At 42.0% G+C, this 25,846-nt stretch carries 25 protein-coding genes; 15 read left to right on the top strand and 10 right to left on the bottom strand.

Features of this window, described 5'->3' with window-relative positions; all coding sequences use genetic code 11:
- The first annotated feature begins 35 nt into the window (after positions 1-35).
- From PQR79_RS09200 to sstT, 4 genes are all read left to right on the top strand, one after another.
- Positions 36-1,322: a DEAD/DEAH box helicase gene (locus tag PQR79_RS09200; RefSeq protein ID WP_238107547.1), complete on the top strand. Its 1,287-nt coding sequence runs from the start codon at positions 36-38 to the stop codon at positions 1,320-1,322.
- Positions 1,323-1,330: 8 nt separating this feature from the next.
- On the top strand, positions 1,331-1,810 hold the full coding sequence (locus tag PQR79_RS09195) for a protein-tyrosine phosphatase family protein (protein ID WP_188921291.1): 480 nt from the start codon (positions 1,331-1,333) through the stop codon (positions 1,808-1,810).
- A 189-nt stretch (positions 1,811-1,999) separates the two neighbouring features.
- Complete coding sequence (locus PQR79_RS09190) at positions 2,000-2,896, top strand: chemotaxis protein CheV (protein ID WP_274408456.1); 897 nt, start codon at positions 2,000-2,002, stop codon at positions 2,894-2,896.
- A gap of 458 nt (positions 2,897-3,354) precedes the next feature.
- The gene (gene sstT, locus PQR79_RS09185; RefSeq protein WP_238107549.1) at positions 3,355-4,587 is read left to right on the top strand and encodes a serine/threonine transporter SstT; all 1,233 of its coding nucleotides are present in this window, start codon (positions 3,355-3,357) and stop codon (positions 4,585-4,587) included.
- 58 nt (positions 4,588-4,645) lie between these two features.
- On the opposite strand, the gene PQR79_RS09180 is transcribed toward sstT, so the two are convergent.
- From PQR79_RS09180 to PQR79_RS09170, 3 genes are all read right to left on the bottom strand, one after another.
- Complete coding sequence (locus tag PQR79_RS09180; RefSeq protein ID WP_238107550.1) at positions 4,646-5,299, bottom strand: RluA family pseudouridine synthase; 654 nt, start codon at positions 5,297-5,299, stop codon at positions 4,646-4,648.
- 175 nt (positions 5,300-5,474) lie between these two features.
- Positions 5,475-5,996, bottom strand: a complete 522-nt coding sequence (locus PQR79_RS09175; protein ID WP_238107551.1) for a protein disulfide oxidoreductase — start codon at positions 5,994-5,996, stop codon at positions 5,475-5,477.
- Between the two features lie 61 nt (positions 5,997-6,057).
- Positions 6,058-6,666, bottom strand: a complete 609-nt coding sequence (locus tag PQR79_RS09170) for an acyl carrier protein phosphodiesterase (RefSeq protein WP_238107552.1) — start codon at positions 6,664-6,666, stop codon at positions 6,058-6,060.
- A gap of 195 nt (positions 6,667-6,861) precedes the next feature.
- Between PQR79_RS09170 and PQR79_RS09165 the strand changes: the two genes are divergently transcribed.
- The 6 genes from PQR79_RS09165 to secF all read left to right on the top strand — a co-directional run bounded on the left by PQR79_RS09165 (position 6,862) and on the right by secF (position 12,625).
- Positions 6,862-7,050, top strand: a complete 189-nt coding sequence (locus PQR79_RS09165) for a hypothetical protein (RefSeq protein WP_238107553.1) — start codon at positions 6,862-6,864, stop codon at positions 7,048-7,050.
- Positions 7,051-7,118: 68 nt separating this feature from the next.
- The gene (gene queA / locus PQR79_RS09160; RefSeq protein ID WP_238107554.1) at positions 7,119-8,159 is read left to right on the top strand and encodes a tRNA preQ1(34) S-adenosylmethionine ribosyltransferase-isomerase QueA; all 1,041 of its coding nucleotides are present in this window, start codon (positions 7,119-7,121) and stop codon (positions 8,157-8,159) included.
- 153 nt (positions 8,160-8,312) lie between these two features.
- A complete protein-coding gene (gene tgt / locus PQR79_RS09155; protein WP_238107555.1) occupies positions 8,313-9,437 on the top strand; it encodes a tRNA guanosine(34) transglycosylase Tgt in 1,125 nt (374 codons plus the stop codon).
- A gap of 25 nt (positions 9,438-9,462) precedes the next feature.
- Positions 9,463-9,795, top strand: a complete 333-nt coding sequence (gene yajC / locus PQR79_RS09150) for a preprotein translocase subunit YajC (protein WP_160055628.1) — start codon at positions 9,463-9,465, stop codon at positions 9,793-9,795.
- A gap of 17 nt (positions 9,796-9,812) precedes the next feature.
- Complete coding sequence (gene secD, locus PQR79_RS09145; protein ID WP_238107556.1) at positions 9,813-11,663, top strand: protein translocase subunit SecD; 1,851 nt, start codon at positions 9,813-9,815, stop codon at positions 11,661-11,663.
- 14 nt (positions 11,664-11,677) lie between these two features.
- A complete protein-coding gene (gene secF, locus PQR79_RS09140) occupies positions 11,678-12,625 on the top strand; it encodes a protein translocase subunit SecF (RefSeq protein ID WP_238107557.1) in 948 nt (315 codons plus the stop codon).
- A gap of 68 nt (positions 12,626-12,693) precedes the next feature.
- Here the strand turns inward: secF and PQR79_RS09135 are convergent, their stop codons facing one another.
- The 3 genes from PQR79_RS09135 to PQR79_RS09125 form a co-directional block, all read right to left on the bottom strand.
- On the bottom strand, positions 12,694-12,945 hold the full coding sequence (locus PQR79_RS09135) for a hypothetical protein (protein WP_274408455.1): 252 nt from the start codon (positions 12,943-12,945) through the stop codon (positions 12,694-12,696).
- 23 nt (positions 12,946-12,968) lie between these two features.
- Positions 12,969-14,912: a putative bifunctional diguanylate cyclase/phosphodiesterase gene (locus tag PQR79_RS09130; protein ID WP_238107559.1), complete on the bottom strand. Its 1,944-nt coding sequence runs from the start codon at positions 14,910-14,912 to the stop codon at positions 12,969-12,971.
- A 331-nt stretch (positions 14,913-15,243) separates the two neighbouring features.
- Positions 15,244-15,645 (bottom strand): DUF3224 domain-containing protein, encoded by a 402-nt coding sequence (locus PQR79_RS09125; RefSeq protein WP_238107560.1) that lies wholly within the window; start codon positions 15,643-15,645, stop codon positions 15,244-15,246.
- 149 nt (positions 15,646-15,794) lie between these two features.
- Between PQR79_RS09125 and PQR79_RS09120 the strand changes: the two genes are divergently transcribed.
- The 5 genes from PQR79_RS09120 (at position 15,795) to PQR79_RS09100 (ending at position 18,999) form a co-directional block, all read left to right on the top strand.
- Positions 15,795-16,115 (top strand): putative signal transducing protein, encoded by a 321-nt coding sequence (locus PQR79_RS09120; protein ID WP_238107561.1) that lies wholly within the window; start codon positions 15,795-15,797, stop codon positions 16,113-16,115.
- Between the two features lie 153 nt (positions 16,116-16,268).
- Positions 16,269-16,628: a rhodanese-like domain-containing protein gene (locus PQR79_RS09115; protein ID WP_238107562.1), complete on the top strand. Its 360-nt coding sequence runs from the start codon at positions 16,269-16,271 to the stop codon at positions 16,626-16,628.
- 7 nt (positions 16,629-16,635) lie between these two features.
- The gene (locus tag PQR79_RS09110) at positions 16,636-17,547 is read left to right on the top strand and encodes a precorrin-2 dehydrogenase/sirohydrochlorin ferrochelatase family protein (RefSeq protein ID WP_238107563.1); all 912 of its coding nucleotides are present in this window, start codon (positions 16,636-16,638) and stop codon (positions 17,545-17,547) included.
- 79 nt (positions 17,548-17,626) lie between these two features.
- Positions 17,627-18,169: a YaeQ family protein gene (locus PQR79_RS09105; protein ID WP_274408454.1), complete on the top strand. Its 543-nt coding sequence runs from the start codon at positions 17,627-17,629 to the stop codon at positions 18,167-18,169.
- A 227-nt stretch (positions 18,170-18,396) separates the two neighbouring features.
- Positions 18,397-18,999 carry a CBS domain-containing protein gene (locus tag PQR79_RS09100; RefSeq protein ID WP_238107565.1) on the top strand — a complete coding sequence of 201 codons (603 nt, stop codon included), beginning with the start codon at positions 18,397-18,399 and terminating at the stop codon, positions 18,997-18,999.
- A gap of 66 nt (positions 19,000-19,065) precedes the next feature.
- Here the strand turns inward: PQR79_RS09100 and PQR79_RS09095 are convergent, their stop codons facing one another.
- The 4 genes from PQR79_RS09095 to PQR79_RS09080 all read right to left on the bottom strand — a co-directional run bounded on the left by PQR79_RS09095 (position 19,066) and on the right by PQR79_RS09080 (position 25,846).
- The gene (locus tag PQR79_RS09095; protein ID WP_274408453.1) at positions 19,066-21,516 is read right to left on the bottom strand and encodes a S8 family serine peptidase; all 2,451 of its coding nucleotides are present in this window, start codon (positions 21,514-21,516) and stop codon (positions 19,066-19,068) included.
- 427 nt (positions 21,517-21,943) lie between these two features.
- The gene (locus PQR79_RS09090; protein ID WP_238107567.1) at positions 21,944-22,312 is read right to left on the bottom strand and encodes a rhodanese-like domain-containing protein; all 369 of its coding nucleotides are present in this window, start codon (positions 22,310-22,312) and stop codon (positions 21,944-21,946) included.
- A gap of 36 nt (positions 22,313-22,348) precedes the next feature.
- Positions 22,349-22,561: a YgaP family membrane protein gene (locus PQR79_RS09085; RefSeq protein ID WP_238107568.1), complete on the bottom strand. Its 213-nt coding sequence runs from the start codon at positions 22,559-22,561 to the stop codon at positions 22,349-22,351.
- Positions 22,562-22,606: 45 nt separating this feature from the next.
- Entirely contained in the window at positions 22,607-25,846 is a 3,240-nt protein-coding gene (locus PQR79_RS09080; RefSeq protein ID WP_238107569.1) for an efflux RND transporter permease subunit, read from the bottom strand.

The following is a 25,846-nucleotide window of genomic DNA, read 5'->3' as shown; positions in this document are numbered from 1 at the left end:
TCCGATTGTTACCCATTGTTGAGCGCATTTGATCCATGACACAAGCTTCATTAGCTACCACCTTTGCTGAATTTGGTCTGCACACTCCGTTGCTGGCTAGGTTGGCCGAGCTTCAATATTTACAGCCTACACCAGTACAATCCCATACCATCCCCAGTATTTTATCTGGTCAAGATTTACTGGCGGGAGCCAATACCGGGTCGGGTAAAACCGCGGCGTTTGCTTTGCCAATATTGCAGCAGCTAATGGATCGTAACCGTGGCTTATCGACTAAAGGTAACTTTGTTAGCGCATTAGTATTAGTGCCTACGCGTGAGTTGGCTAAACAAGTTGCTGATAGTTTTAAGTCTTATGCGGTTCATTTAAATGGTGATATCAAAATTGTAGCCGCTTTTGGTGGCGTGTCTGTTAATACACAGATGCTTGCCTTACGTGGTGGTGCTGATGTTGTTGTTGCAACGCCAGGGCGTTTACTTGATTTAATTTCATCTAACGCCGTTAAATTATCCTCTGTTTCAACATTGGTTCTCGACGAAGCAGACAGAATGCTCAGCTTAGGGTTTACTGAAGAGCTCGCGCAGTTGATAGCCATGCTGCCTAAGAAAAAACAAACCTTATTGTTTTCTGCTACCTTTCCTGAAGAAGTGCGTCAATTAACTCAAAGCTTGCTAAATAACCCACTAGAAGTGCAATTACAAAGCGCTGAGGCGAGTACGTTAGTGCAGAGAGTGATGACCGTGAATCGCGAGAAAAAAACCGCGTTACTGGCTCATTTACTTCTACAGTATCAATGGCGCCAAGTATTGATTTTTGTGAGTTCAAAAAATGGCTGTAATCATTTAGCGCAAAAATTAGCAAAGCGCGGTATTAGTGCAGAGGTATTTCATGGTGATAAAGCACAAGGTGCGCGAAGTCGGGTACTTGAAAGCTTTAAAGCAGGAGAGATACAGGTGTTGATTGCCACCGACATTGCAGCCCGTGGTTTGGATATTGAAAAACTGCCTGTTGTAATTAATTTTGACTTACCGCGCAGTCCAGCAGATTATATGCACCGCATTGGCCGAAGTGGACGTGCAGGTGAGGTGGGTTTAGCATTGACCTTGTTATCGCATGATGAGTATCATCATTTCTCTGTTATTGAGAAAAAGAACAAAATTCGTCTTGAACGTGAACAAGTTAGCGGATTTGAAGCCGACGACATTACACCAGATAATGTCTTGGAACAGCCAAAGCCTGTAGCCAAACCTGAAGGTATGGGTAAAAAAAAGCGTAAGAAATTACCCCCAATTAATGTAGATATTTGGGCTAAAAAACCAGAGTAGTAGGTATTATGAAACATATTTTTTGGTTAGTTGATGGACAAATCGCTGGGCGAAGTGGTCCAAATAAAGATGCATGGGACTTAGCAGAGTTAAAGCAAGCCGGTTTTGGCGCGATAGCTTCATTAAATAATGCTGAAGGTTGTGATACTGCTGCAATGGCACAACTCGGTATAAAACATAAGGTATTTAACTTACCCGATAACATACCACCCAAGCCGCAAGATTTAACGGTATGTGCCGAAATTTTACCGCAAGTATTAGCCTTTATTCGTGAGTGCGAAAATGCCAATGTTCCTGTTTTATTGCACTGCCGTTCAGGGATAAACCGAACAGAAATGGTCATGGCTTACTATATGATGGAAAACGGTGCCGCTCCGGTTCATGCGGTTAGCCAGGTACGAAATGCCAGTGGTTTAGCCTTTGATGCAGATGGTTGGGATCAATTTGTTTATGATGTACTTTACGAGTTACAGTCTGCTTCGAACTAAGTCTGTATCGTTACAAGTAATCAACAAAGGGAAACATCATGATGTTTCCCTTTGTTTTTGTATGTTTTTAAGTATAACAGATACCCTTTATAGGCAATTGCTTATATTGTGATCTGATCAGGCTAAAGACACGCTTAAGTGTGACGATAAATGCTATAGTAAAAAAATAAAGTCTTACAAGGTGAAACGATGAGCCCAAAAATGAGCAAAGCGAATCAATCGCAAGGTTTATTGCTTTTTAAGTTGAACCACACTCAACAGTTTGCGCTTGGTACTTTAAAAATTCGTGAGTTAGTTCCAGTTACACCGCTCACTAAAATTCCTCACTCTCATCCTGCTATCTTGGGGGCTTCGACCATTCGAGGCATGACGATTCCTGTTATTGATATGGCAGCCGCTATCGGCTTTAAGCCTGTTAAAGAGCAAGAACGTCAAGACTGTTACATCATTATTACTGACTGCCAACGCATGGTGATTGGATTCTTGGTACGTGCTATCGATAAAATCATTGAATGTAACTGGCGCAACATTGAGGCGCCTTCAGATAATTTAGGTAAAAATGCTTTTTTAACGGGTGTCACTCGATTTGATGATCAATTAGTACAACTGCTGGATGTAGAGTTACTGTTATCGAAAATATTCCCTGGTGACCCCGTCACAAATCGCGCAATTTTGACCGATGTTCAACGTGAAAAACTTAAACCACTGCGAATATTATTGGTTGATGACTCAAAAGTGGCGCGTAAGCAATTGTCCGACGCATTAGACTCAATCAATATTGGTTATCAGGTGACTTCAGATGGTCGTGACGCGCTACAAATGATGCAAGATGGGGCAAAGCTAGGCAAGCCAATTGATTTATTGGTGAGCGATATTGAAATGCCAGGTCTTGATGGATATGAGTTAGCATTTGAAGTGAAAAATAACCCGCAACTAGCCAATGCTTATATTATTTTGCATACTTCACTTTCGAGTGAAATCAGTGTTAGCCAAGCTAAACAGGTGGGGGCTAATGAGGCATTAACCAAATTTGATGCTAAAGAGCTTATTGAAGCCATGCTGCGTGGTGCTCAGCTTAAACATTAATGCTTTGTTTAATTTTCAGTAAAAAATACAATATTTTCTGATGGTTTTTACATTCAACATGTTTAACAAGTTATTTTCATCCTCTTACGAAAGCCTCATTTAATGTGTATTAAAGCAGCAATAGCTGAATTTTTTTATTCATTTGAGTTCAGCACTAGACTTCTTGTGTTCCATCCTGATATATAGCTACAAGGCTTTTTTGTGCATCGCACTAAGTGTTGGCCTCGGAGTCATGTAATAACGTTATCTCTGAAAACAGATTATTTAGCTTATGTTGAGTTACATTGTTAACAAGGATGCCAACAACATAAGTGTTTTCAGGAATATTGGTTAGGTTGTATCCCATTTATATAATGACGACAGTTGTTTTATAACGTACTACCGTTTTAACCTCGGCATGACTCAGCGGTATCACTAACGAATAAAAAGCCATTAATATAATAATCATAGGTTAAACAATGAATCAAAAAACATCACTGCTAGCTCGAATCGCTAGTGGTAGCTTAGTGCTACAAATTATTGGCGGGATCATCTTGGGTGTGATTTTAGCCAGCGTTTCAACAACCGGTGCACACAGTGTGGCATTTTTAGGGGCGCTGTTTGTCGGCGCGCTAAAAGCCATCGCACCCGTGCTGGTATTTGTATTGGTTGCATCATCGATTGCTAACCAAAAGAAAGACAGTCATACCAACATGCGTCCAATTATTGCTTTGTATCTTTTTGGTACTTTTGCAGCGGCATTGACGGCCGTTATTTTCAGTTTTGCGTTCCCTACAACCTTATTGTTAGCAACCGGTATTGAAGGCTCTAATCCGCCTCAAGGTATTACAGAAGTCCTTAATACTTTACTGTTTAAAATTGTTGATAATCCAGTTAATGCATTACTCACAGGAAATTACATTGGTATTCTAGTATGGGGTGCGGGTTTAGGTATTACTATGCATCATGCTAGCGACAGCACTAAACAAATGTTGGCTGACTTAAGTGATTCTGTGTCTAACATTGTCCGTTTTGTGATCCGCTTAGCCCCAATCGGTATTTTTGGTTTAGTTGCCGCAACCTTTGCCGAAACTGGTTTTGAAGCGCTTGCAGGTTATGCCCAATTGCTTGCCGTGTTAGTGGGCGCAATGTTGTTTATTGCTTTAGTGGTGAACCCGATTATTGTTTATGTAAAAATTAAACGTAATCCATATCCGCTAGTACTTAAATGCCTACGCGAAAGCGGAGTTACGGCATTTTTTACTCGCTCAAGTGCAGCCAATATTCCGGTAAACATGGCGTTGTGTGAAGAGCTTAAGTTACACAAAGACACTTACTCAGTATCTATCCCATTGGGCGCGACGATTAACATGGGCGGTGCAGCGATTACGATTACTGTGTTAACCCTTGCTGCTGCACATACGCTTAACATCCCTATCGATTTTATGACGGCACTGTTACTGAGCGTAGTCGCATCAGTATCGGCTTGTGGTGCTTCGGGTGTCGCGGGTGGTTCATTATTATTAATCCCGTTAGCCTGTAGTCTGTTTGGTATTTCTAACGATGTTGCAATGCAAGTTGTGGCTGTTGGCTTCATTATTGGTGTGATTCAAGACTCTGCAGAAACTGCGTTAAACAGTTCAACTGACGTTATCTTTACTGCAGCAGCTTGTGAAGCTGCTGAGGCAAAAGAGGCTGCTCAAGCAAGTTAAAAGCGTTATTAGTACAACAATGCCGGTGCATAGGATGACTATGGTGCCGGCATTTTTTTTAAAATGGGTGTTGGCTGAAAAAAGTCATTTCAACTTGGGTATATGGGTGCGAAATGGTTAATGATTGCGCATGTAAGTTCAGGCGATGACTGGCTTGTATCGTTTCAGTGTCCCCATAAAATTCATCGCCCAAAATAGGATGACCAAGCGCAAGCATGTGCACTCTGAGTTGATGGGTGCGGCCAGTATGAGGTTTGAGTTCCATCAGCGTTGTTTGTGCACGCTGTTCAAGTACTCTGTAATAAGTGAGTGCTGCTTTACCTGTCTCGCTAAGCATTTGAAAGGGCGGTGTGTCAGGGTTGGGCCCTAACGCAAAGTTCACCTTACCTGTTAATGTTTGCATATGCCCTTGTACCTCTGCGATGTACACTTTTTTAGCTTGGCGATTTTGAAACTGAGTTTTTAGATGCGACTCAGCTTTTTTGGTTCGCGCAAAAATCATGATACCCGACGTATCACAATCTAAGCGGTGGATTAAAATGGCCTCTGGATAACGTTGCTGTAAGCGAGTTATGGCTGTGTCATGGGTGTCTGGCGAGCGTCCTGGATTTGATAACAATCCAGAAGGTTTATTAATCACAATAATATCACGGTCTTTATAACGGATGTCCAACCAAGGGATTGAGGGTGGTTGATAAGTAAAGATGTGCATGGTGAGATTGTCTCTTTAATAAACGCAGATTTTGCTTGATTGGTTACGCGCGCATACTAACAAAATTTGTTCAGTAACGAAAATAAGATAGCGTCAACTCGGATTATCAGGTGGTATGGATACGGGAACGTGACATATATGACTTGTTTGATGGCCGATTATTCTCCATCAATAATTACAGGCTCGCTAACCACAGGCGTAATGACATGCCCCAGCTGCTGGTGGCTCCTGATGTCACAAAGCGGATTTGATTTTGGTTATCAATGATGTATATCGAAGGTAAAGCGGTGGCCCCCCATTGTTGGCTTAAATGGTGACCATTTGTAGATTGGTTGATAACCGCAAACTGGTAATCATTATGCTGCATAAATGTGTTTATGTCGGCATTTGAACCAGAGGCAACCGCCACCGAAATAACACGATAATCTTGAGTGTTAGCGACGCTGTTGACCATAGGCGAGGTGACCTTGCATATTGGGCACCAAGTACCCCAAAAATACACCAATGTGGCCTTATTTGTGTCTGCTTGTTGTCGAGTGTTAAATAAAGACACATGACTGCCGTCGATTAATTGACTAGTGATAGGAAACGCTGAGCCTGTGTGCATGTCTCGCTGTAGATAACTGGCAATTGCAAACAGTACTGCCGCTAATAGCAATACATCACGCAGTGTCATTAACCAAAAACGGGCAGACATTACTCTCGTTTTAGCCGCGTTTATAAACCCTGTTAACCAGATAGGCATATTATGTGCTTAATTACCCTCGTGCATTTGGTAAGTATTGCTCGGGTGTTTTACGGCTGTATATTTTACTGTATGCCATTAACTGTGGGTAAAATGTTCTAAAGGCAATTTCGATATCAACATAAAGTTTATCGACATCACGGATCGCATGGTCAAATAAATCAGGTTTAGATAATCGGCGGCTGACCCCTTGAATCGCTTGTTCTAAACCTTGCCTTGTTTGGTAACTGCTTAACCAATCTTGTTGAATAATTTTTGGAGCAATTGCTTGCAACGTGGCGGGTAATTCTTTGGTCGTATTAAGTTCTTGATACGCTTTTTGGCAAAAAATATTGAGATCTTGATGATGATACTCTTCCCAATAGAATGCTAAATAATGGTCAAACACTAAATCGATGAGTATTGGCGCGACTCGGCGAGATGATTTTGGGAATTGTTTAAGCAAATCAATAATAATTTCATGGCTATCGGTAATTTGATCGATTTGACGATGTAACCAAATGCCTTGTTGGAGGTGCTGAGGGTGATCTTCTATTTTGCCTTTGGCAAAATCACCGCACAAATTAGCCACTAAATGAGTATCACTAATATCTGCTAAATGTAAGTGTGCTAAAAAGTTCATATTTTGTGCTTCTAATTTTATTATTTTACAGTATGATACTAGCCGTTTGTAACAAAGCATTACAAGTTGACAAGCTGTTAGGTTCAATCATAACGCTTTATACACAAATGTCATGGAGTAATGTGTGTAGTGTCGATTGTAGATAGTTATCTGTACGAAATTATAAATAATAAATGCTTAAATTAGGGATCAAGGATGATGAAAGATTGGTTAAAAAAAATATTCGGCAGGCCTAGCACAACTAAAAGAAATAAAGTGCAAATAGACATGCGCTATGAAATCCATTCGTTTAAATCTGATAAAGCGCCACATCAAAACACGGTTAATGAAGTCGATGATACCGACAGTTATACTCAAACTCCCATAGAAAAGCCGACAAAGTAATCAGTAAACTTGATCTTAACCTGCGCTCGCCATAGACTAGCGGCCGTTTTTACTGTTGAGATTTTACTATGCGCGTTGCAGACTTTTCGTTCGACCTTCCTGATGAGCTTATTGCTCGCTATCCGACTGCACAACGTAATGCGTCGCGTCTACTGACCCTTAATGGTGTAGATGGACAGTTAGCCGATAAGCAGTTTACTGACATACTCGAATTGGTTAACCCAGGTGACTTGATGGTGTTTAATAACACCCGAGTGATCCCTGCGCGTTTATTTGGCCAAAAAGCCACCGGTGGCAAGCTTGAAATTTTAGTTGAGCGTATGCTTGATGATAAACGAATTTTAGCCCATGTTCGCAGTTCAAAGTCGCCTAAAGTGGATGCATTAATCAACTTAGACGCCGGTTATCAAATGAAAATGCTGGCGCGCCATGACGCTTTGTTTGAACTAGAACTACTGAGTGATAACACGATTTTAGAAGTGTTAGAACAAGTCGGTCATATGCCTCTGCCACCCTACATAGACCGTCCAGATGAGGACGCTGATAAAGAACGTTATCAAACCGTTTATAACCAGACCCCAGGCGCTGTGGCGGCACCGACAGCAGGGTTACACTTTGACGATGCAATGTTAGCCGCCTTAAAAGATAAAGGTGTCAATATTGCTTTTGTGACTCTTCATGTAGGCGCAGGGACATTTCAACCGGTACGTGTTGATAATGTGCTTGAACATAAAATGCATTCTGAATGGGCAAATGTCTCTCAAGAAGTTGTCGATCTTATTGCGCAAACTAAAGCCAATGGCCACCGTGTCGTTGCCGTTGGTACAACATCAGTTCGTTCATTAGAAAGTGCAGCACGAGCCTGTGGTGATGCGCCGTTAAGTGGCTTTAGCGGCGATACCGATATCTTCATTTACCCTGGATATCAGTTTAAGGTTGTCGATGCAATGGTCACTAATTTTCATTTACCAGAATCGACATTAATCATGCTATTAAGTGCGTTTGCTGGCTATGATGAGGTCATGGCCGCTTATCAACATGCGATTGCGCAAAAATACCGCTTTTTTAGCTATGGTGATGCGATGTTTGTGACGAAAAAAGCCCCTTAATCCCCGAAATTGATTTACAATACCCGCCAACAAACGCCCGCAAACAGTGGGCGTTTTGATGTTTTAATGTGTTCTTAACCTTGAAGCATTAAAATTTGCCCTCATTACTATAGAAACTAAACAAGTCAGACTGTTTATCTGGCAAGGTGATTTATGAAATTTGAATTAGACACAACAGATGGTCGTGCACGTCGCGGACGTTTGATATTTGACCGTGGTACGGTAGAAACGCCAGCATTTATGCCCGTGGGAACCTACGGTACTGTAAAAGGGATGACCCCTGAAGAAGTGCGTGCTACAGGTGCAGACATTTTATTGGGTAACACTTTCCATTTGTGGTTGCGTCCAGGCGAAGAAATCATGCGTAAGCATGGTGACTTGCATGACTTTATGAACTGGCAACGTCCAATTTTGACTGATTCAGGTGGATTTCAGGTGTTTAGCTTAGGCGACATTCGTAAAATCACTGAAGAAGGTGTGCATTTCCGTTCACCGATTAATGGTGAAAAAATCTTTTTAGATCCAGAGAAGTCGATGCAAATTCAACACTCTCTTGGTTCTGATGTGGTGATGATTTTTGACGAGTGTACGCCTTACCCCGCAACGCATGATGAAGCGCGTAAATCGATGCAAATGTCATTGCGTTGGGCTAAGCGCTCACGCGATGAGTTTGATCGCTTAGAAAATGCTAATTCACTGTTTGGCATTATCCAAGGTGGTGTTTACGAAGATTTACGTGACGAAAGTGTAAAAGGCCTACTTGATATTGGCTTTGATGGTTATGCCGTTGGTGGTTTAGCTGTGGGTGAGCCTAAAGAAGATATGCACCGCATTCTAGAACACGTTTGTCCGCAAATACCTGCTGATAAACCGCGTTACTTAATGGGGGTAGGTAAACCAGAAGATTTAGTTGAAGGTGTGCGTCGTGGTGTTGATATGTTCGATTGTGTTATGCCAACACGTAATGCTCGTAACGGCCATTTATTTACCAGCGAAGGGGTAATTAAAATCCGTAATGCGCGTCACCGTGATGACACTTCACCATTAGATGCTAAGTGTGATTGTTATACCTGTAAAAACTATACACGTGCTTATTTATACCATTTAGATCGTTGTAATGAGATTCTAGGTGCGCGTTTAAACACCATTCACAACTTACGTTACTATCAAATGTTGATGGAAGGTTTGCGCGGCGCAATTCAGACAGGTACATTAGACGCCTTTGTGAAGGAGTTCTATACCAGTCTTGGTCGTGAAGTACCTGAGTTAGTCGATTAATTTTAGCAAATAAGAAGAGAGAACTATGTTAATTTCAAATGCTTATGCAAGCCCAATGGGTGGCGCTGCCGGTGGCGAAACCATGCAGTTAATTTTTATGCTTGTCATGTTCGGGTTAATTTTTTACTTCATGATTTTCCGTCCTCAGTCAAAGCGTGTTAAAGAGCACAAAAACTTGATGGCATCGATTTCAAAAGGTGACGAAGTATTAACCAGTGGTGGTATTTTGGGTAAAGTGACAAAAATCAGTGAAGAAAGTGATTACGTGTTACTTGCGATTAACGATAACAACCAAATTACCATTAAAAAGGATTACATCGCCGCGGTATTACCTAAAGGTTCTATCCAGTCGTTATAAGCCAAGAGGGCTATGGTGTGTTAAATAAATACCCAATGTGGAAAAACATCATGGTGGTGCTTATCATCGCCATTGGTGGTTTTTATGCCATACCTAATCTGTTTGGTGAAGACCATGCAGTGCAGATTGTGGCAACTCGTGGTGCTGAAGTAAATGCGTCAACTCAAGCCAATGTCGTGCAAATGTTAGAAGGCAAAGGTATTGCTATTAAGCGTGCTGAGCTTGAAAACGGACAATTGCTCGTTCGGGTACAAAATGCCGAGCAACAATTATTGGCTAAAGAAGCCATTGCAGAGCAACTTGGGCAAAAATTTACGGTAGCACTTAACCTTGCGCCAGCAACCCCTGAATGGCTTGAAGCTGTTGGTGGGTCGCCAATGAAGCTGGGTTTAGATTTACGTGGTGGTGTGCATTTCTTAATGGAAGTGGACATGGGCGAAGCTATTCGCAAAATGGAAGAAGCCAAAGTGGCTGATTTCCGTAGCCAACTGCGTGAAGAAAACATTCGTTACGCTGGTGTTCGTAAAACCCCTAAAGGCATTGCGATTAAGTTTCGTGATGCTGACACGGTTAGCCAAGCAGAAAACTACTTAAAAACGCGCAGTAACGACATGGTCTATACCGATGCCAGCACTGACAAGGAGTTTATATTATTGGCGACGATGAGTGATGTATACCTTAAGCAAATTAAGGAAGAAGCTTTACAGCAAAACATCACAACGATCCGTAACCGTGTAAACGAGCTAGGTGTTGCTGAGCCTGTAGTACAACGTCAAGGCGCTGAACGTATTATTGTTGAGCTACCAGGTGTGCAAGACACTGCTCGTGCAAAAGAGATTTTAGGTGCAACGGCATCGATTGAGTTTCGCATGGTGGACGACAAAGCAGACGTCAGTGCAGCGGCCAGTGGCCGTGTACCTGCAGGTGCTGAAGTCTACCAACGCCGTGAAGGTGGTATTGCAGTATTGAAAAAAGAAGTGATGTTAACCGGTGATCATATCACTGGCGCGCAGCCTACTTTTGACGAGTACAGCCGACCACAGGTAGCGATTAATCTTGACGCGAAAGGCGGCACGATTTTCTCTAACGTAACCAAAGACAATATCGGTAAACCAATGGCAACATTGTTTATCGAATATAAAGACAGTGGTCAACGTAATCCTGATGGCACCGTAAAAATGACCAAGATTGAAGAGGTTATTTCGGTTGCTACAATTCAAGCCCGCTTAGGCCGTAATTTTGTGATTACCGGTCTTGAACACAGCGAAGCACAAAGCCTAGCGTTATTACTTCGTGCAGGAGCGCTTATTGCGCCGGTAACGATTGTAGAAGAACGCACTATTGGTCCAAGCCTTGGTAAAGAGAACATTGAAAACGGTGTTCAAGCTATGGTGTGGGGCATGGTCGTTGTGCTTATCTTCATGATGATTTACTACCGTGCATTTGGCTTTATTGCCAACCTTGCATTGTTAGCAAACTTAATCATGGTTGTGGGAGTGATGTCGATGATCCCTGGCGCGGTGTTAACGCTACCTGGTATTGCTGGTATGGTGTTAACCGTCGGTATGGCTGTTGACGGTAACGTACTTATTTTTGAACGTATTCGTGAAGAAATTCTAGGTGGCCGTAGCGTACAACAAGCGATTCATGAAGGTTATGGTAATGCGTTCTCAACCATTGCCGATGCTAACATCACCACCTTTATGACTGCGTTAATCCTGTTTGCTGTGGGTACCGGTGCGGTGAAAGGTTTTGCTGTTACCTTAATGATAGGTATCGCGACTTCGATGTTTACAGCCATTGTTGGCACACGCTCTATCGTGAATGCGATTTGGGGTGGTAAGCGCGTTAAGTCATTATCTATCTAAGGGAGAAGTTGAATATGTTTCAGATATTTTCAGTAAAGAATACAGTCGACTTTCTTCGTCATGCATTTCCTATCAGTGTCATGTCGTTTATCTTGGTAATTGCTTCTTTTGTCTCACTCGGTGTGCAAGGCATTAACTGGGGTTTAGATTTCACCGGCGGTACTGTCGTTGAAATGGAGTTCTCTGCTCCTGTTGACTTAAATGCGTTGCGTGCAACGATGACATCGGATGAAGCCGAAGGTGCTGTAGTACAGAACTTTGGTTCGAGCCGAGACGTGCTAGTGCGTTTACCTGTTAGAGCGGAACTGAAGAGTGATGCTCAAGTTGAGGCTGTATTAACCGCGGCTCAGTCAATTGATGCTGGCGTAGTGCAAAAACGTGTTGAGTTTGTTGGCCCCCAAGTAGGTAAAGAATTAGCAGAGCAGGGTGGCCTAGCGGTTATCGTTGCCTTAATTTGTATCCTCATCTACGTGTCATTTCGTTTTGAATGGCGCTTAGCCGCGGGTTCCGTGGCGGCACTTGCTCATGACGTGATTGTGACTTTAGGGGTGTTTTCGGTTTTACAGTTAGAGTTTGATTTAACTGTTTTAGCGGGATTATTAACGGTTGTCGGTTATTCACTTAACGATACCATCGTAGTGTATGACCGTATTCGTGAAAACTTCCTTAAGATGCGAAAAGGTACACCCGAAGAAATTGTGAATACCTCAATTACTCAAACCATGAGCCGTACGGTGATTACAACCGGTACGACCTTGATTACCGTGATTGCGTTGTTCCTCAAAGGTGGCACCATGATCCACGGCTTTGCGACAGCATTGTTATTAGGTATTTTTGTGGGTACATACTCATCGATTTATGTGGCAAGTTACTTGGCCATTAAATTGGGTATTAACCGTGAGCACATGCTACCTGTAGAGATTGAAAAAGAAGGTGCTGATCAGCCTTCAATGATGCCTTAAAATGCATTGTCGTTAGCCTAATAAACCCCAGCATTGCTGGGGTTTATTGTTTGTATACATTTATGATACTACTGTTGCTGTTGCTGTTGCTGTTGCTGTTGCTGTTGTTGGAGGTGTCGCTCACATGCCTTAACTACAGTTTGGTACCATGGTGCATCGATATCAATAATCAATGCTTCCCAGCCATCAGTGCTGAGTATGTCAATTGAGATTATTGAAAGTATCTTGGTCATCTTAGTTTTAGCGTCAACCCTAAAGGTACCAATGTCTGTATTGATACGGCTGATGTTAATACTCATTGCCAGCGAATTATTGTTCATCTGTTGCAAATACAGCCCTCCAGTTAACCCGCTTTTATTTGTACGATAGGAGCAGCTTTGTCAGCTTGAGGGGCATATACCCCAGTCCCCGTCATTGCGATATAGTTAATATTTTGGCTTATCATTTTACTGCCTACATCCTTTGAGGTTTCTGGGCGGCTTATTAAATAACCTTGAATGCAATCAATACCGAGTTTTTTAACTAATTCAAATTGCGGCGCGGTCTCAACACCTTCTGCAACAATTTTAAGATCGAGCGTTTTACCTAAGTCACTGATGGAATTTAAAATCTTTTCATACTTGGGGTTAATATTAGCTTGGTCGATAAACAGCTTATCAATTTTAATGACATCTACAGGTAAATTGGCTAAGGTTGATAACGAACTAAAACCTGTCCCAAAATCGTCAATGGCAATCAGCACACCTGACTCACGAAGCTTTTCTAAGTCAGCAATCACTTTTTCTGACGCTTCAATAAAACACGTTTCGGTGATTTCGAGTAATAAGGCTTTGGCTGGTAATCCCACTTTATTGATTGTGTCCATAACCCAGTCATACAGTGGAATATGCGATAACTGTACTCCTGAGATATTGACTGATATCCTCACTTTATTCATTCCGGCGTTGTACCAAGCCGCCATTTGACGACAAGCTTCTAATAAAATCCAATTACCTAACTCTAAAATTAAGTTTGAGTCTTCAGCAATAGGAATAAATTCGGCTGGAGGGATAGAGCCTTCAATCGGATGGTGCCAACGTACGAGGCATTCAAAGTAATCGATACTAAAATCGTTGACATTCACGATGGGCTGAAACGACAAACTAAAACTATGACTTGCCATTGCTAGGCGCATTTCTTCAAGTAAATAATGATAGCGACGCATCTTATTGCCCATTTCAGGCGAATAAACGCGGTAAATACCTCTGCCATCGGTTTTAGCACGGTACATAGCCACATCGGCCATTTGTAATAATGTATTAGGGTTGGCGGCGCTGTCAGGATAAACTGCAATGCCAATACTGGCACCAATTTTAATTAATTTGTTGCCGAGTACAAAATCACCTTCAATTTCTTGTAATACATTTTGCGCAACTTCAATGGCTAAATTGTCATCATTAAGATTTTCAATAAAAATTGAAAATTCATCCCCCCCAAGTCGCGACAAATTTAACTCTAACCCTAACGAAGCGGCCAAGTGATTTAGTTTACGATTGCGTATGACAGTTGTAAGACGTTGGGCTACTTGAATTAATACTTCATCGCCAAAGCTGTGGCCAAACGAGTCATTCACTTGCTTAAAGCCATCGAGGTCAATAAATAACAGGGCTTGCCTTTTCTTTAATACTTGAGCTTGTTCTAGCTGCGATTGTAAGTGATGTAAATAGGCATGTCGGTCAATGAGTCCTGTGAGTTTGTCTTGATGTTGGCTAATAAAATTTTTATGTTGTTGATCATGTATTTGTTTGTTGAGCTCTATTAGAGCCAAGCTCAGTTTCGAAATGGTATTTTGCTGTTCAACATTTGGAGGCGTGATATTAAAGGCTGCCAGTAGCTTATTGGTTTCGTTGTTGACCACTTCAAGTGAAGCATCGAGTTTTTTCTGTTGTCTGCGGGTAATATAAAAAGGAGTGCCAATGGCAAACCCGCCCAATAACAATAATGGCACATTACTGAATAATATGACGTTGCTAAAGATGTGATTCAGGCTAACCGCATTTAATTGAAATCCAGCTTTTGATAATACGGCATAGGTATTTTGCTCATCTTTGACAATATCGTAATGTAACAACCAATTAGCCCAATGGTTATCTAATCTAATCACATCACGTTGATCGAGTTGCTGCAAATTAACATTGCTGTTGTCGCGATTAAATGCATGTAGGCTCTGACTCAGTGTTAACATCACTAAAAGATATAATCCGACTAATAAACCGCAAGCAACTAAGATGACTTTGGATATTCGCATTATGTAAGCTCTTAATGGTCAGAAGATTAGACGGAGTGAGCGCATTATTGCCATAAACCTAGCAATATTAGGCCCGCACTTTATTGTACAGTGTAGTGTAAAAATTGTTGTTAAACAATTCTCTATACAATTGTTTAACAACAATTATTGTTTGTAAAATAACCTTGCGTGATTGATGTTAGAGTGACTATTGTACAGGCGTTATGTGGCTCACTTGGTAAATATCAGGCTAACTAGACAGGCGCTAGTTACTTAGCAGCGTGCATTTATCAATGTACATCAGCCCTAGGGCAAGTTGTGTTGATAAACCATTAACGGCTGACCAGTGTCTTTATGTTAAGTGTAATGTAATGACATAATCTGCCTGACCATTTTCTGTTGACGTAAATTCACCGTGGCCAACATAGTTCAGTAAATTGTCTGTTCCTGAACCTTCTACAATTGTAAATTGGCTTTGTGCGACACCCTCAGTAAATGTACCGTTATGAAATAACACTATGGTGCCAGCGATTTCAGGGGTGGTGATTGTTAGGTGTTCAATGCCCGTAAATACAGCTGTAGTGTCTTGTTGGTGTGACATCACATATCTAATGTCTGCTACACCTGATATATCTCCCGAGTAGGTTTGGCTAATCTCTGCAATGGTTTGCTTACTTCCGTCATGATGTTCTGCATAGGCTGACTCATTCCATGTGGTAATTTGAAATACGCCCTTTAAAACAATTTTACTCATTTAGGATCCTGTTATTTATCAATAATCGTTACCTAAGGTAATCATTGTTTATGAAAAATGTCCAATTTATAAACAGTGCTCGACAGATTTTGGCTGAAGCAGTAGGATGAAACAAATTTGCCAGCAAGAGCAATGCAGTAGGATAACGCATGGAACAACGAAAGGTATTACTAGCCGGTGGGAATTTGTTACAGGCTCACACATGGAAGGGGCTGCTGGAAACCAGCGGAATCGATGTTGATCTCAAAGGCGAAGCGCTGATAGGTGGCGTGGGTGGCCTACCGATTGAAATGCAGACCGTTGAGCTGTGGGTCATGGACAGTCAGCTTGCTGCCGCTCAAGCCTTGCTTGACTCTCTCGATATAGAACAACCTCAATGGCAATGTGTTCAGTGCCATGAGATGAACGAAGGCAGCTTTGAATTATGCTGGCAGTGCAGTGCACAAAAAAGTGAAATGCATAACGCGTAATACGTCGTAAAATTGAATAATATCTCGAGAATAATGCCTTTAAACACTTGTGTAAGTTTATTATTTTCTTAAACTATTTGATAAACCTTTTTATCGGTTATGGCGTATTTACTTGCCACAACACCGTGGCGTCATCTCATTTAAGGACTCGTTATGCAAGCATCTCCAGCCTTTGCCAATCTAGTCGAATCTGTCATGCCTCATATTAGGTTATTGACTATCGAACAATATCAACAACAAGACCAATGGCAACTTATCGATGTACGTGAGGATAATGAATGGCTTCAAGGCCATTTACCTAAGGCCAAGCATTTAAGCCGAGGCATTATTGAGCGCGATATTGAGCAACGTTTCCCAGATAAAACGATGCCTATTTTACTTTATTGTGGCGCGGGCCAACGTGCAGCATTAGCCGCGTATAATTTACAAATTATGGGGTACACCCAGGTTGCATCTATGATCGGTGGTTATCGCGCATGGATCCAACATCAATTTCCTATCGTGCAAGACTGAGAAATCAATGCAATATTTTCCATTGTTCGTAGATACCCAAGGTTTACGGGTTTTACTTGTCGGTGCAGGCGAGGTTGCCACACGTAAGCTCGACTTACTGGCACGGACAGACGCGATTATCCACGTTATTGCCCCAGACATAGCCGCCGATATTGACACTTATCACCAACAAGGGCGTATTCGCTTATCCCGTCGTGCTGTCACCCAAGATGATATTGCCGATATTGACCTTGTGTATTTAGCCACCGCTAACGAGCAGCTGAATATGGACTTTGCTGATATCGCCAATGAGCGTGGTATTTGGGTTAATGTCGTTGATAATCCGAGATATTGCCGATTTATCACCCCATCGATTGTCGATCGTGGCCGTTTAGTTGTGGCGATCAGCACTGCAGGGGCCGCTCCAGTATTTGCTAGAACCATTCGCTCTCGATTAGAAACCATGTTACCAGCATCGTTAGCACCATTGTTTGACTTTGTTGCCAGTAAACGCGAAGAAGTTCAGCAAACTTTAGCTAACGGTAAAGATCGTCGACTGTTTTGGGAACGTTTTTTTAACAGTAACCAAGACCGATTCGATAACCTCACCGAACAACGTTATGTTGATGCTTTTCAAGATATGACTCGTCAAGGTGAAATACTCTTACTGACTGAGCATACACCTGCAAATTTATTACCGATTGCAGCGATGCCGTTACTGCAAAAACTTGATGTTATTTTCAGTGATGAGTCACTTAACAGTGAGACTAATGAGTTATTACGCCGAGATGCCAATCGAACACAAATCCCTAAGCTCAGTGATATCGCTCATCAATATGAACAAGGCGATCGTATGTTGATCGTGGCTCCGCCAGATAAAATCGCTCAACTTATAGCCTATTTTCCAATGGCAAAGCATTTACGTCCAGGTGCGTTATAACGTTTTAAGCGTGCTCAACTAACACGCCGAGTCTAGTTTGTAGTAGACTCGGCTTTTTTATGCCTATTGAGATCGCCTAATGGCTGCCAAAGCTACCGTATACAAAGTTGCACTTCAAATTGCCGACATGGACCGTCACTATTACGCAGATCATGCGTTGACCCTAGCGCAACACCCTTCTGAAACCGATACCCGTATGATGGTTCGTTTATTGGCTTTTGCATTAAATGCATCGGATACCTTGGCTTTTAGCAAAGGTTTGTGTGTTGATGATGAAGCTGAGTTGTGGGACAAAAGTTTAAGTGATGAAATTAACTTATGGGTTGAGTTTGGCCAGGCGGACGAAANGTGGCTTCGTAAAGCCTGTGGTCGAGCTAAGCAAGTTATCTTGTACACTTATGGTGGGCGCAGTGTGCCTATTTGGTGGCAACAACATCAACAAGCATTAACTCGGTATGAGAACTTGTCTGTGGTAAATTTTCCTGAAGACGCCGTTAAGCAGCTTGCGGTATTTGTGAGCCGTAATATGGCGCTTCAAGTGAGTATCAGTGAAGGGCAGGTGTGGTTATCTGATAATGAGAATAGCGTGTTGATTGAGCCAGAAAGCTTAAAATCAGTGTAGCCAATATTAATTTAAGGATGGAATATAAAGCGCGCCAGCAAGTGTGCCCATATCGCACAAAGATTAATTTAACCTTAATTTAGCAATAATGAATAAACTTTAATCTCAAGGGTATTGTACTAATAAAATCACAGGCAGATAATCAAAGTATGTTTTAAACAAGATTTTTAATTTAAAGCATTGATAATCATCTTGTTTTTTATCGGTTGTGTATTAAGGATGTTATTGTGAAAAAACTTACTCTTTATCCAGTAGAAAAAATTGATGAGCTAACTTCTCCAGAAGCCCATGAAGATATCTCTTTGTTATCTTCTGCTCTCAATATTTTTACCGATTTTAAAAAAGTGACTCCCTTGGTTATTGAATCAAACTCGTCTGCAGTAGAAGTGGAAAGTTTGATGCAAAAATCCCACGTTCGTCTTAAATTAGTAATTAATACTCAGCATGAGTTTATAGGGTTAATCAGTTTTGAGTCGTTACATGATCAAGCGATTTTAAAACGCGTTGCTGAAGGGCATCAACGTGAACAGCTTAAAGTCACAGACTTTATGATTGCAAAAGATCAGCTAAAAGCCATTGATTATGATGATTTAACTTATGCTAAAATTGGCGATGTGATTGAAACGTTAAAGTCAGCAGGTCAACAGCATTGCTTAGTACTAGATAGAAACAATCACGCTATTCGCGGTGTGTTATCGGCCAATGATATTGCTCGCCGGTTAAAACTAGCGATAGATGTTAGCACTCCTAACTCATTTGCTGCCATTTTTGATGTGATCAGTAAAGTACAACAACCTGCGGTACTAAATACTTTGCAGCCACATTTTTAATATTTTTACTGTGTTCTAAGCAAAAAAATAGCCACATAATGTGGCTATTTTTGCATTATGGTAATGCTATTGGAAGCTTAAGCTCCAAGTATCGATATATCCAGTATCTCGTCTTGCACTGTCAACAGCCTTGAGTGTCCAAATTCCACTCGACTCAACACCTGTCATATTTGCCGAATAGGTCTGGTTAAGATTATCAGTGCCGCCTCCAGTCTTGTTATGTAACACAACCGTCTGACCCGTAGGGCTGATCAACTGAATTGATAAGTCACCAATATAAGTGTGAACAACGCCTACCGACACGGAAACCGTTCCAGAGTTGCCAGTACGAGTTACCGAAATCGGACTCGTGATGCCTGTGGTGTTGTTATCTGGGATAGTATAATTATTGTTGTTGGTATAGGTTGCTACGCCGCCCGTACCTGCACCACTTCCAGAGCCCGGAGCGGTATAGTTAGCCACTAAGCTCACACCACTAAATGCACTGTACCCTTGCACCATCACATAATATGTACCTGATTGTGTAGTAGAGATTGGGCATGATTCTGCGTTACCACTCTTCCATGGACGGCAATCATAGCTACTGGTCGTCGGTGAAGCACCGTATTGCACATATAAGTCAGCATCACCCGTACCGCCACTCATGGTAAAGCTTAAGTTTGTGGCGCCTGCTGGTACGTCTAATGAATAGTAAAGCTCATCATTTTTAGCTCCTGCGAGACCGGTTTTTGCGACTCCATTTTCAAGGGCGCTATCACCATTACCGCTTCCAGGATTTGTTGGTCCGGAACACGACTCATCTAAGTAGGCCTTAGCCGCAGTTGCGTTTACCATACCGAAACCGGTTTTGTTATCACGTCCTGCCACATTTAAATCATCAGCAGTCGCATTAAGCGCAGCACGCACCTCAGCAGCACTGCATTCCGGGTGATAACTCCACACCAATGTTGCGACACCTGACACGTGGGGTGTCGCCATTGACGTGCCGTTATAGTATTCATAATCTTGGTTACCCAAGTTAGCCACTGTGGTTGATTGGCCTATTTTAGCCTGAAGGGCTAAACCGGTTGCACGGTCTACCGACATTGAAGGAATTGTGATTTCGCTATTGGCATCGACTAAGAATGGGTTTTGTAAACCAGGTAAAGCACTATTACTGTAAACAATGACACCACTTGCACCTGCAGTATTACAGGCTTTAACGGCGTTAATTTCTGGGTAGCTTGAACCTTGGTTTCCAACTCGTTCAACTAAACAGATTTTATTACTCATATTGCCACAATTAAAGCTTGTGCCATTAACAGTACATTCAGCTAATGCCGCTGTTGCTGATGCATTGATAGGATTGGAGGTATAACTACTGCCAGATGGTGTTAAGCGGTTATGGGGGACGACGCCGCTGTTAAAGTATGATTGTCCACCAATGGTAATATCTGCAGTGCGGCCTTCACCCACGGTCACTGTCGATAAAATGGCTTCACCTGGACCTGAAATTTCAACTTGATCGGTATATTGTGAAAATGCGGCATGATCGCGGTTACTGTCTACGGCAGCCACAGACATGACGCTGTCGTACGATGCTGGATAACTGTAACTGCTGTCACCTGCATTACCGGCCGCAGCAATCAGTAATACGCCATTATTATAATGGCTATTTAATGCATTGCGTTCGGTTGTGGTTGAACCGCTACCCCCCAAGCTCATGGTAACGACATTAGCATTGCCAGAGTTGACACAGGTATCGATAGCAGCAACCAGTGATGAAGAGTAACCCCAACCAGCTTCGTTAAACACCTTAACAACATGAATGTTGGCATTTTGGTTTGGCATGACACCCACAACACCTTCATTATTAGCAATAGCAGCAATGGTGCCTGCTACGTGAGTACCATGGGCATTATTATTACCCGGCTGATACCAATTGCCTGTGCCAGAGTTGTTGGTTCCTGTTACATTGTTACCGCTTAAATCGTTATGACTGCGATCGTAGCCTGAGTCGATAATACAAATACTGCGATTACCTGTCTGACTGTCGCTAAGCACGGTCGCACCGACATAGGTTTGCCCCCACGGTGTCGTTTCAGCCATGAGTCGACGAGGCAGATCTTCTTCAACGTATTCGACATCCTGACGAAGGCGCAGTGCTCTAATGGAGTTGCTATCAAGTTTAGTTGAATAACTATTGCTGCGGCCGATGCGCTTCATTTCGCGAGCTTGAACACTATTGAGTGCTCTAAAGTGGCTAAATACTTCATTAGTGCGCGGCTGGTAGTCCATGCTGTTCACTTCACTTACCTGGTTAATGCTTTGACTTGCCGTAAGGTCGTTGATGACCTGAGCGGCATTGTCGTTTCTAAACTTAACGATATAACGTTTTGGTAGTGGAGATTGTTGTTCAATTTGTTGATTCGTTGATGAAAGTGATACTGGAACTGGTGCAGCATTGACGTGGGTTGAAATCGCTAATGCGAGGGTTGTCATGCTAAGCATGACAGTCGTTTTCTGAATATTTTTCATTTTATCTTCCATGTTATCAGGGTTGTTTTTTGCCTTTCTAATTATGTTTTAGCGCTAAACTCTGTTTGTTTAGCAGAATAAAATGTAATCAAAAAATAACCATATGTAAATAAAATGTTAATAATTGATATTCTTGAACAAGTGATATAACGTATTGATTTTGAATTTATATTAGGTTTTGGTGAATTTGTATTCTTGATTTTATAAGGAATAATGTTCAAAAGCTGAGGACGTTAAAGTGTTTTTTTGATGAAAGCGCTTTACGCTAGTGGGGGAGTTTAAGCAAGGTTTATGCGGCTAAAAAATAATCATTAATACGTTGGTATTTTGATAGAGATTTGTTTTTTATTCATTGTTCAATCAATGCTCAGAAAGTGACTCTGAGCATTAATTGGAGTTATGAGTTTATTGTTTCAATTGTCGAAATCTAACGGGCAGACATGAGCGTATTTAAACCGCCTGCGTCGTATGTATTGTTGTAACCTTGTTCAATTAATGAGGCTTGTGCGATGCTGCTGCGGCGCCCACTTCGGCAATACAGCACAAGTTCAGTATTTTTACTTAAGTTGAGTTTAGCTAATTGCGGCACGATACTATCAAACGGAATATTAATTGCGCCTTTAATATGACCTGCGGCGAACTCTTCTGGGGTGCGCACATCAATTACCGTCGCGTTAGCATTAATTTTTTGCCATGCGATATCAGGTTGTTGTTCTCTTGCCATTGAAGGCATAGCGTACAAGGCTGACAACAGCATTAAGCACGTTAATATGGATTTTATGATGTTAATTAACACATTGAGTTCCTTTTTAATATGGGCTCCAGCTAATGCTTATTTACTTAAGGCTATTTCTGCCGCAGTTTTAATGCCCATCTTTTTCATTATTATGGCAGCAGGGCAAAAACCTGTAAATGCACTTTGGAATAGGTTAGCGCCAACAAACACGGTTAGCCAAATAAAATGTGGGCTAACTGTTGCCATAAGTAATAAAGACAACAAAACCATAAAGCCAGCAAAGGCCATAATGCTTCTTTCTAATGACATATCGAGCTCCTTTGGGCTAATGCCCAGTTAAATAACAATCACGGATTATTGTGTTTTAGCTGCCATTTGGGTTTTCATGACCGAATAATACAGCACTGGAATAACGATTAACGTTAAAATGGTTGAGATAAAAATCCCGAAAATTAAACTGATGGCTAAGCCATTAAAAATGGGATCATCAATAATAAACATTGCGCCAATCATGGCGGCTAAAGCCGTTAACATAATGGGTTTAGCGCGAACTGCACCCGAGTGAATAACCGCTTGTTCAAATGGCACGCCTGCCGCGGTTTGCTGATTAATAAAATCGACCAGTAATATCGAATTTCGAACAATGATACCTGCAAGAGCAATCATCCCAATCATCGACGGTGCGGTAAACTGTGCCCCTAGCAACGCGTGTCCTGGCATAACACCAATCACAGTTAATGGGATTGGTGCCATAATGATTAAAGGCACGATGTAAGATTTAAATTGACCAACAACAAGTAGGTAAATGGCAATCATGCCAACAGCATAAGCGATACCCATATCCCTAAAGGTTTCGTAGGTGATCTTCCATTCTCCATCCCATAAAATCGCCACATCAGTTAATCCGTCAGGCTGTTCTACAAAACGTTGCTCGATAGGATAGGCTAACTCACCTTGTGCGGTTTCATGGTTAATTTGGCTGACCATGTCGAACATGCCATATAATGGACTCCCGGTTGGGCCTGCCATATCCGCAACAACCATAATCATAGGCACCATGTTTTTATGCACAATTGGCGCATTGATGGTTTGCTGCTTCACTTGCACTAATTCTGTTAGTGTAATTTGAGCCCCAGTTTGACTTGGTAACCGTAATTGCAATACTTGTTGTAAATTGACCTTTGCCGCTTCATCAACTTGTAAACGGATTGGCGTTGGGTATTTACGTTCTTCAAGGTGCAAATAACTAGCATCGTTGCCATTTACGGCACTATTGATGGCATTAATGATGCTGCTATAAGACACGCCAAGTATGCGGGCTTTATTACGGTCAATAATCACTTGCCATTGCTGTTGTTGCGCGGGTAAAAAGATATCTACATCAACAACGTAATCAGTATTTTGAAAGCGTTGCTGTAAATCGTTTGCAGCTTGTTCGCGCAGGGCTGTTGTCGGTGCATAGACTTCTGCGACAATGGGTGACCACACTGGTGGTCCAGGTGGTACCTCAACAATTTTAACATTAGCCTTATATTGCAAGGCAATACGCTGCAATGGTTCACGTACCGATGATGCAATTGTGTGGCTGTCGCGGTCGCGGTGTTTTTTATCGACTAAGTTAACTTGAATATCACCCAGTTCTTGGCTGCTTCGTAAAAAGTAATGCCTCACCAGACCATTAAAGTTCATTGGGGCATGTGTGCCTGCATAAAGCTGAAGATGTTCAATTTCTTCAACGGTTGTAAGGTATTGACTTAAATCTTGCAGTACACGCTGAGTTTGCTCAACCGTTGTGCCTTCAGGCATGTCTACCATCACCTGAAACTCAGATTTATTATCAAATGGCAGCATTTTTAGTACCACAGCTTGAAATACCGGTAAGGCAACGGCGAATGCAATGAGCAACATAATGCCAAGCGCTAAGCCTTTTCGTGCTTTTGATGCATGATCACCGATTAAAAATGGGCTCATTAATTTTGTAAAAAAGCGAGTTAGCGCTGTTTCTGGTTCAGTATGAGGTTCACTATTACTGTGATGCTTATGCTCTTTTAATAGATGACCGCTTAACCACGGGGTCATAATAAAGGCGATTAATAGCGAAATTAACATCCCCATGCTGGCATTTATCGGAATAGGGCTCATGTAAGGGCCCATTAGCCCAGATACAAATGCCATTGGCAATAATGCTGCAATTACCGTAAAGGTCGCTAAAATGGTGGGGCCACCCACTTCATCAACTGCACCAGGGATAAGCTCAATCATGGGTTTATTGCTTAAGGCCATATGTCGGTGGATATTTTCAACCACCACAATGGCATCGTCGACCAAAATACCAATCGAAAAGATCAGCGCAAACAATGAAATTCTGTTTAAGGTGAAGCCCCATGCCCATGAGGCAAATAAAGTTATTGCCAGTGTAATGATAATGGCGATACCCACTACCGCCGATTCGCGTACTCCCATTGTAAACAGCACTAACAGCACCACGGCAGAGGTCGCAAAGATCAATTTGAAAATGAGGGTATTGGATTTGTCGCCGGCAGTTTGGCCATAGTTGCGTGAAATCGCGACGTTCACATTGTCTGGGATCAGCACATTGTTAGCCGCTGCCACTTTAGCCAACACGGCATCGGCGATATCGACGGCATTTTCGCCCGCTTGTTTGCCTATTGCAATGGTCACCGCTGGGTAACTGCCTTGTTGATTAACATGCCAAACGCTTTGTTTAGGAATATCGCTTTGTAATTGAATATCGGCAATGTCAGATAAATACACCACACCAGCAGCGCCTGTGGTGGTGTCTGAGTTAACTTTGATTAATAGGTTGTTGATATCATCAAGATTACGTAAAAATTGCCCTGTTTGCAGTTTGATTTCTTGATTGTATTGAGTCATTGACCCTAAGGCCGAGGTTTGATTGTTGTCTTGCAATGCATCACTGATATCAGTAAATGTTACCGAATAGCTGTTCATTTTGATTGGATCTAAACGCACGTTGAGCACCAACTCATGCCCACCTTGGCTATAAATCTCTCGAGTACCAGGAATACGCTTTAATTCGGTTTCGAGTACTGATGACACAGAGGTTAATTGTTCAGCAGTCATACTCGGGTCGTTTGACCACAACGTCAGTCCTACAATCGGTACATCATCAATGCCACGAGGCTTGATCAGTGGCTCGCCTATTCCGGCGGCGTAGTTAAATTTATCGCTATTTGAATACAGTTGGTTATAGAGATTAACCACCGCTTCATCACGTGGTACACCTACGTCAAAGATAGCAATAATCAATGCGCCGTCGGGTTGAGAAAAAGAATACAGGGTGTCGATGCCTTTAATTTCAGAAATAATTTGTTCTGCGGGTAAGGTGACTTGGTTTTCGACTTCTGTTGGTGTCGCGCCAGGGTAGGGGATAAATACATCAGCAAAAGTCACATCAATTTGTGGCTCTTCTTCTTTTGGGGTAATAATCACCGCAAAGATGCCCAGTAATAAGCCTAAAATGGCTAATAATGGTGTGATCGCACTATTTTGAAAGGCATTGGCTATACGGCCCGAAATCCCTAAATGAGTTGAGCGTTCTGTAGGAGACAT

Source organism: Shewanella metallivivens (assembly GCF_028750675.1).
GTDB classification, from domain to species: domain Bacteria; phylum Pseudomonadota; class Gammaproteobacteria; order Enterobacterales; family Shewanellaceae; genus Shewanella; species Shewanella metallivivens.
Note: the sequence above shows the minus strand (reverse complement) of the source record. Positions and strands in the feature narration are given on the sequence as shown.

Coding starts and splice junctions, on each gene's coding strand:
- PQR79_RS09200 (WP_238107547.1), top strand. CDS start 36: ATGACACAAGCTTCATTAGCTACCACCTTTGCTGAATTTGGTCTGCAC.
- PQR79_RS09195 (WP_188921291.1), top strand. CDS start 1,331: ATGAAACATATTTTTTGGTTAGTTGATGGACAAATCGCTGGGCGAAGT.
- PQR79_RS09190 (WP_274408456.1), top strand. CDS start 2,000: ATGAGCCCAAAAATGAGCAAAGCGAATCAATCGCAAGGTTTATTGCTT.
- sstT (WP_238107549.1), top strand. CDS start 3,355: ATGAATCAAAAAACATCACTGCTAGCTCGAATCGCTAGTGGTAGCTTA.
- PQR79_RS09180 (WP_238107550.1), bottom strand. CDS start 5,299: ATGCACATCTTTACTTATCAACCACCCTCAATCCCTTGGTTGGACATC.
- PQR79_RS09175 (WP_238107551.1), bottom strand. CDS start 5,996: ATGTCTGCCCGTTTTTGGTTAATGACACTGCGTGATGTATTGCTATTA.
- PQR79_RS09170 (WP_238107552.1), bottom strand. CDS start 6,666: ATGAACTTTTTAGCACACTTACATTTAGCAGATATTAGTGATACTCAT.
- PQR79_RS09165 (WP_238107553.1), top strand. CDS start 6,862: ATGATGAAAGATTGGTTAAAAAAAATATTCGGCAGGCCTAGCACAACT.
- queA (WP_238107554.1), top strand. CDS start 7,119: ATGCGCGTTGCAGACTTTTCGTTCGACCTTCCTGATGAGCTTATTGCT.
- tgt (WP_238107555.1), top strand. CDS start 8,313: ATGAAATTTGAATTAGACACAACAGATGGTCGTGCACGTCGCGGACGT.
- yajC (WP_160055628.1), top strand. CDS start 9,463: ATGTTAATTTCAAATGCTTATGCAAGCCCAATGGGTGGCGCTGCCGGT.
- secF (WP_238107557.1), top strand. CDS start 11,678: ATGTTTCAGATATTTTCAGTAAAGAATACAGTCGACTTTCTTCGTCAT.
- PQR79_RS09135 (WP_274408455.1), bottom strand. CDS start 12,945: ATGAACAATAATTCGCTGGCAATGAGTATTAACATCAGCCGTATCAAT.
- PQR79_RS09130 (WP_238107559.1), bottom strand. CDS start 14,912: ATGCGAATATCCAAAGTCATCTTAGTTGCTTGCGGTTTATTAGTCGGA.
- PQR79_RS09125 (WP_238107560.1), bottom strand. CDS start 15,645: ATGAGTAAAATTGTTTTAAAGGGCGTATTTCAAATTACCACATGGAAT.
- PQR79_RS09120 (WP_238107561.1), top strand. CDS start 15,795: ATGGAACAACGAAAGGTATTACTAGCCGGTGGGAATTTGTTACAGGCT.
- PQR79_RS09115 (WP_238107562.1), top strand. CDS start 16,269: ATGCAAGCATCTCCAGCCTTTGCCAATCTAGTCGAATCTGTCATGCCT.
- PQR79_RS09110 (WP_238107563.1), top strand. CDS start 16,636: ATGCAATATTTTCCATTGTTCGTAGATACCCAAGGTTTACGGGTTTTA.
- PQR79_RS09095 (WP_274408453.1), bottom strand. CDS start 21,516: ATGAAAAATATTCAGAAAACGACTGTCATGCTTAGCATGACAACCCTC.
- PQR79_RS09085 (WP_238107568.1), bottom strand. CDS start 22,561: ATGTCATTAGAAAGAAGCATTATGGCCTTTGCTGGCTTTATGGTTTTG.
- PQR79_RS09080 (WP_238107569.1), bottom strand. CDS start 25,846: ATGTCTCCTACAGAACGCTCAACTCATTTAGGGATTTCGGGCCGTATA.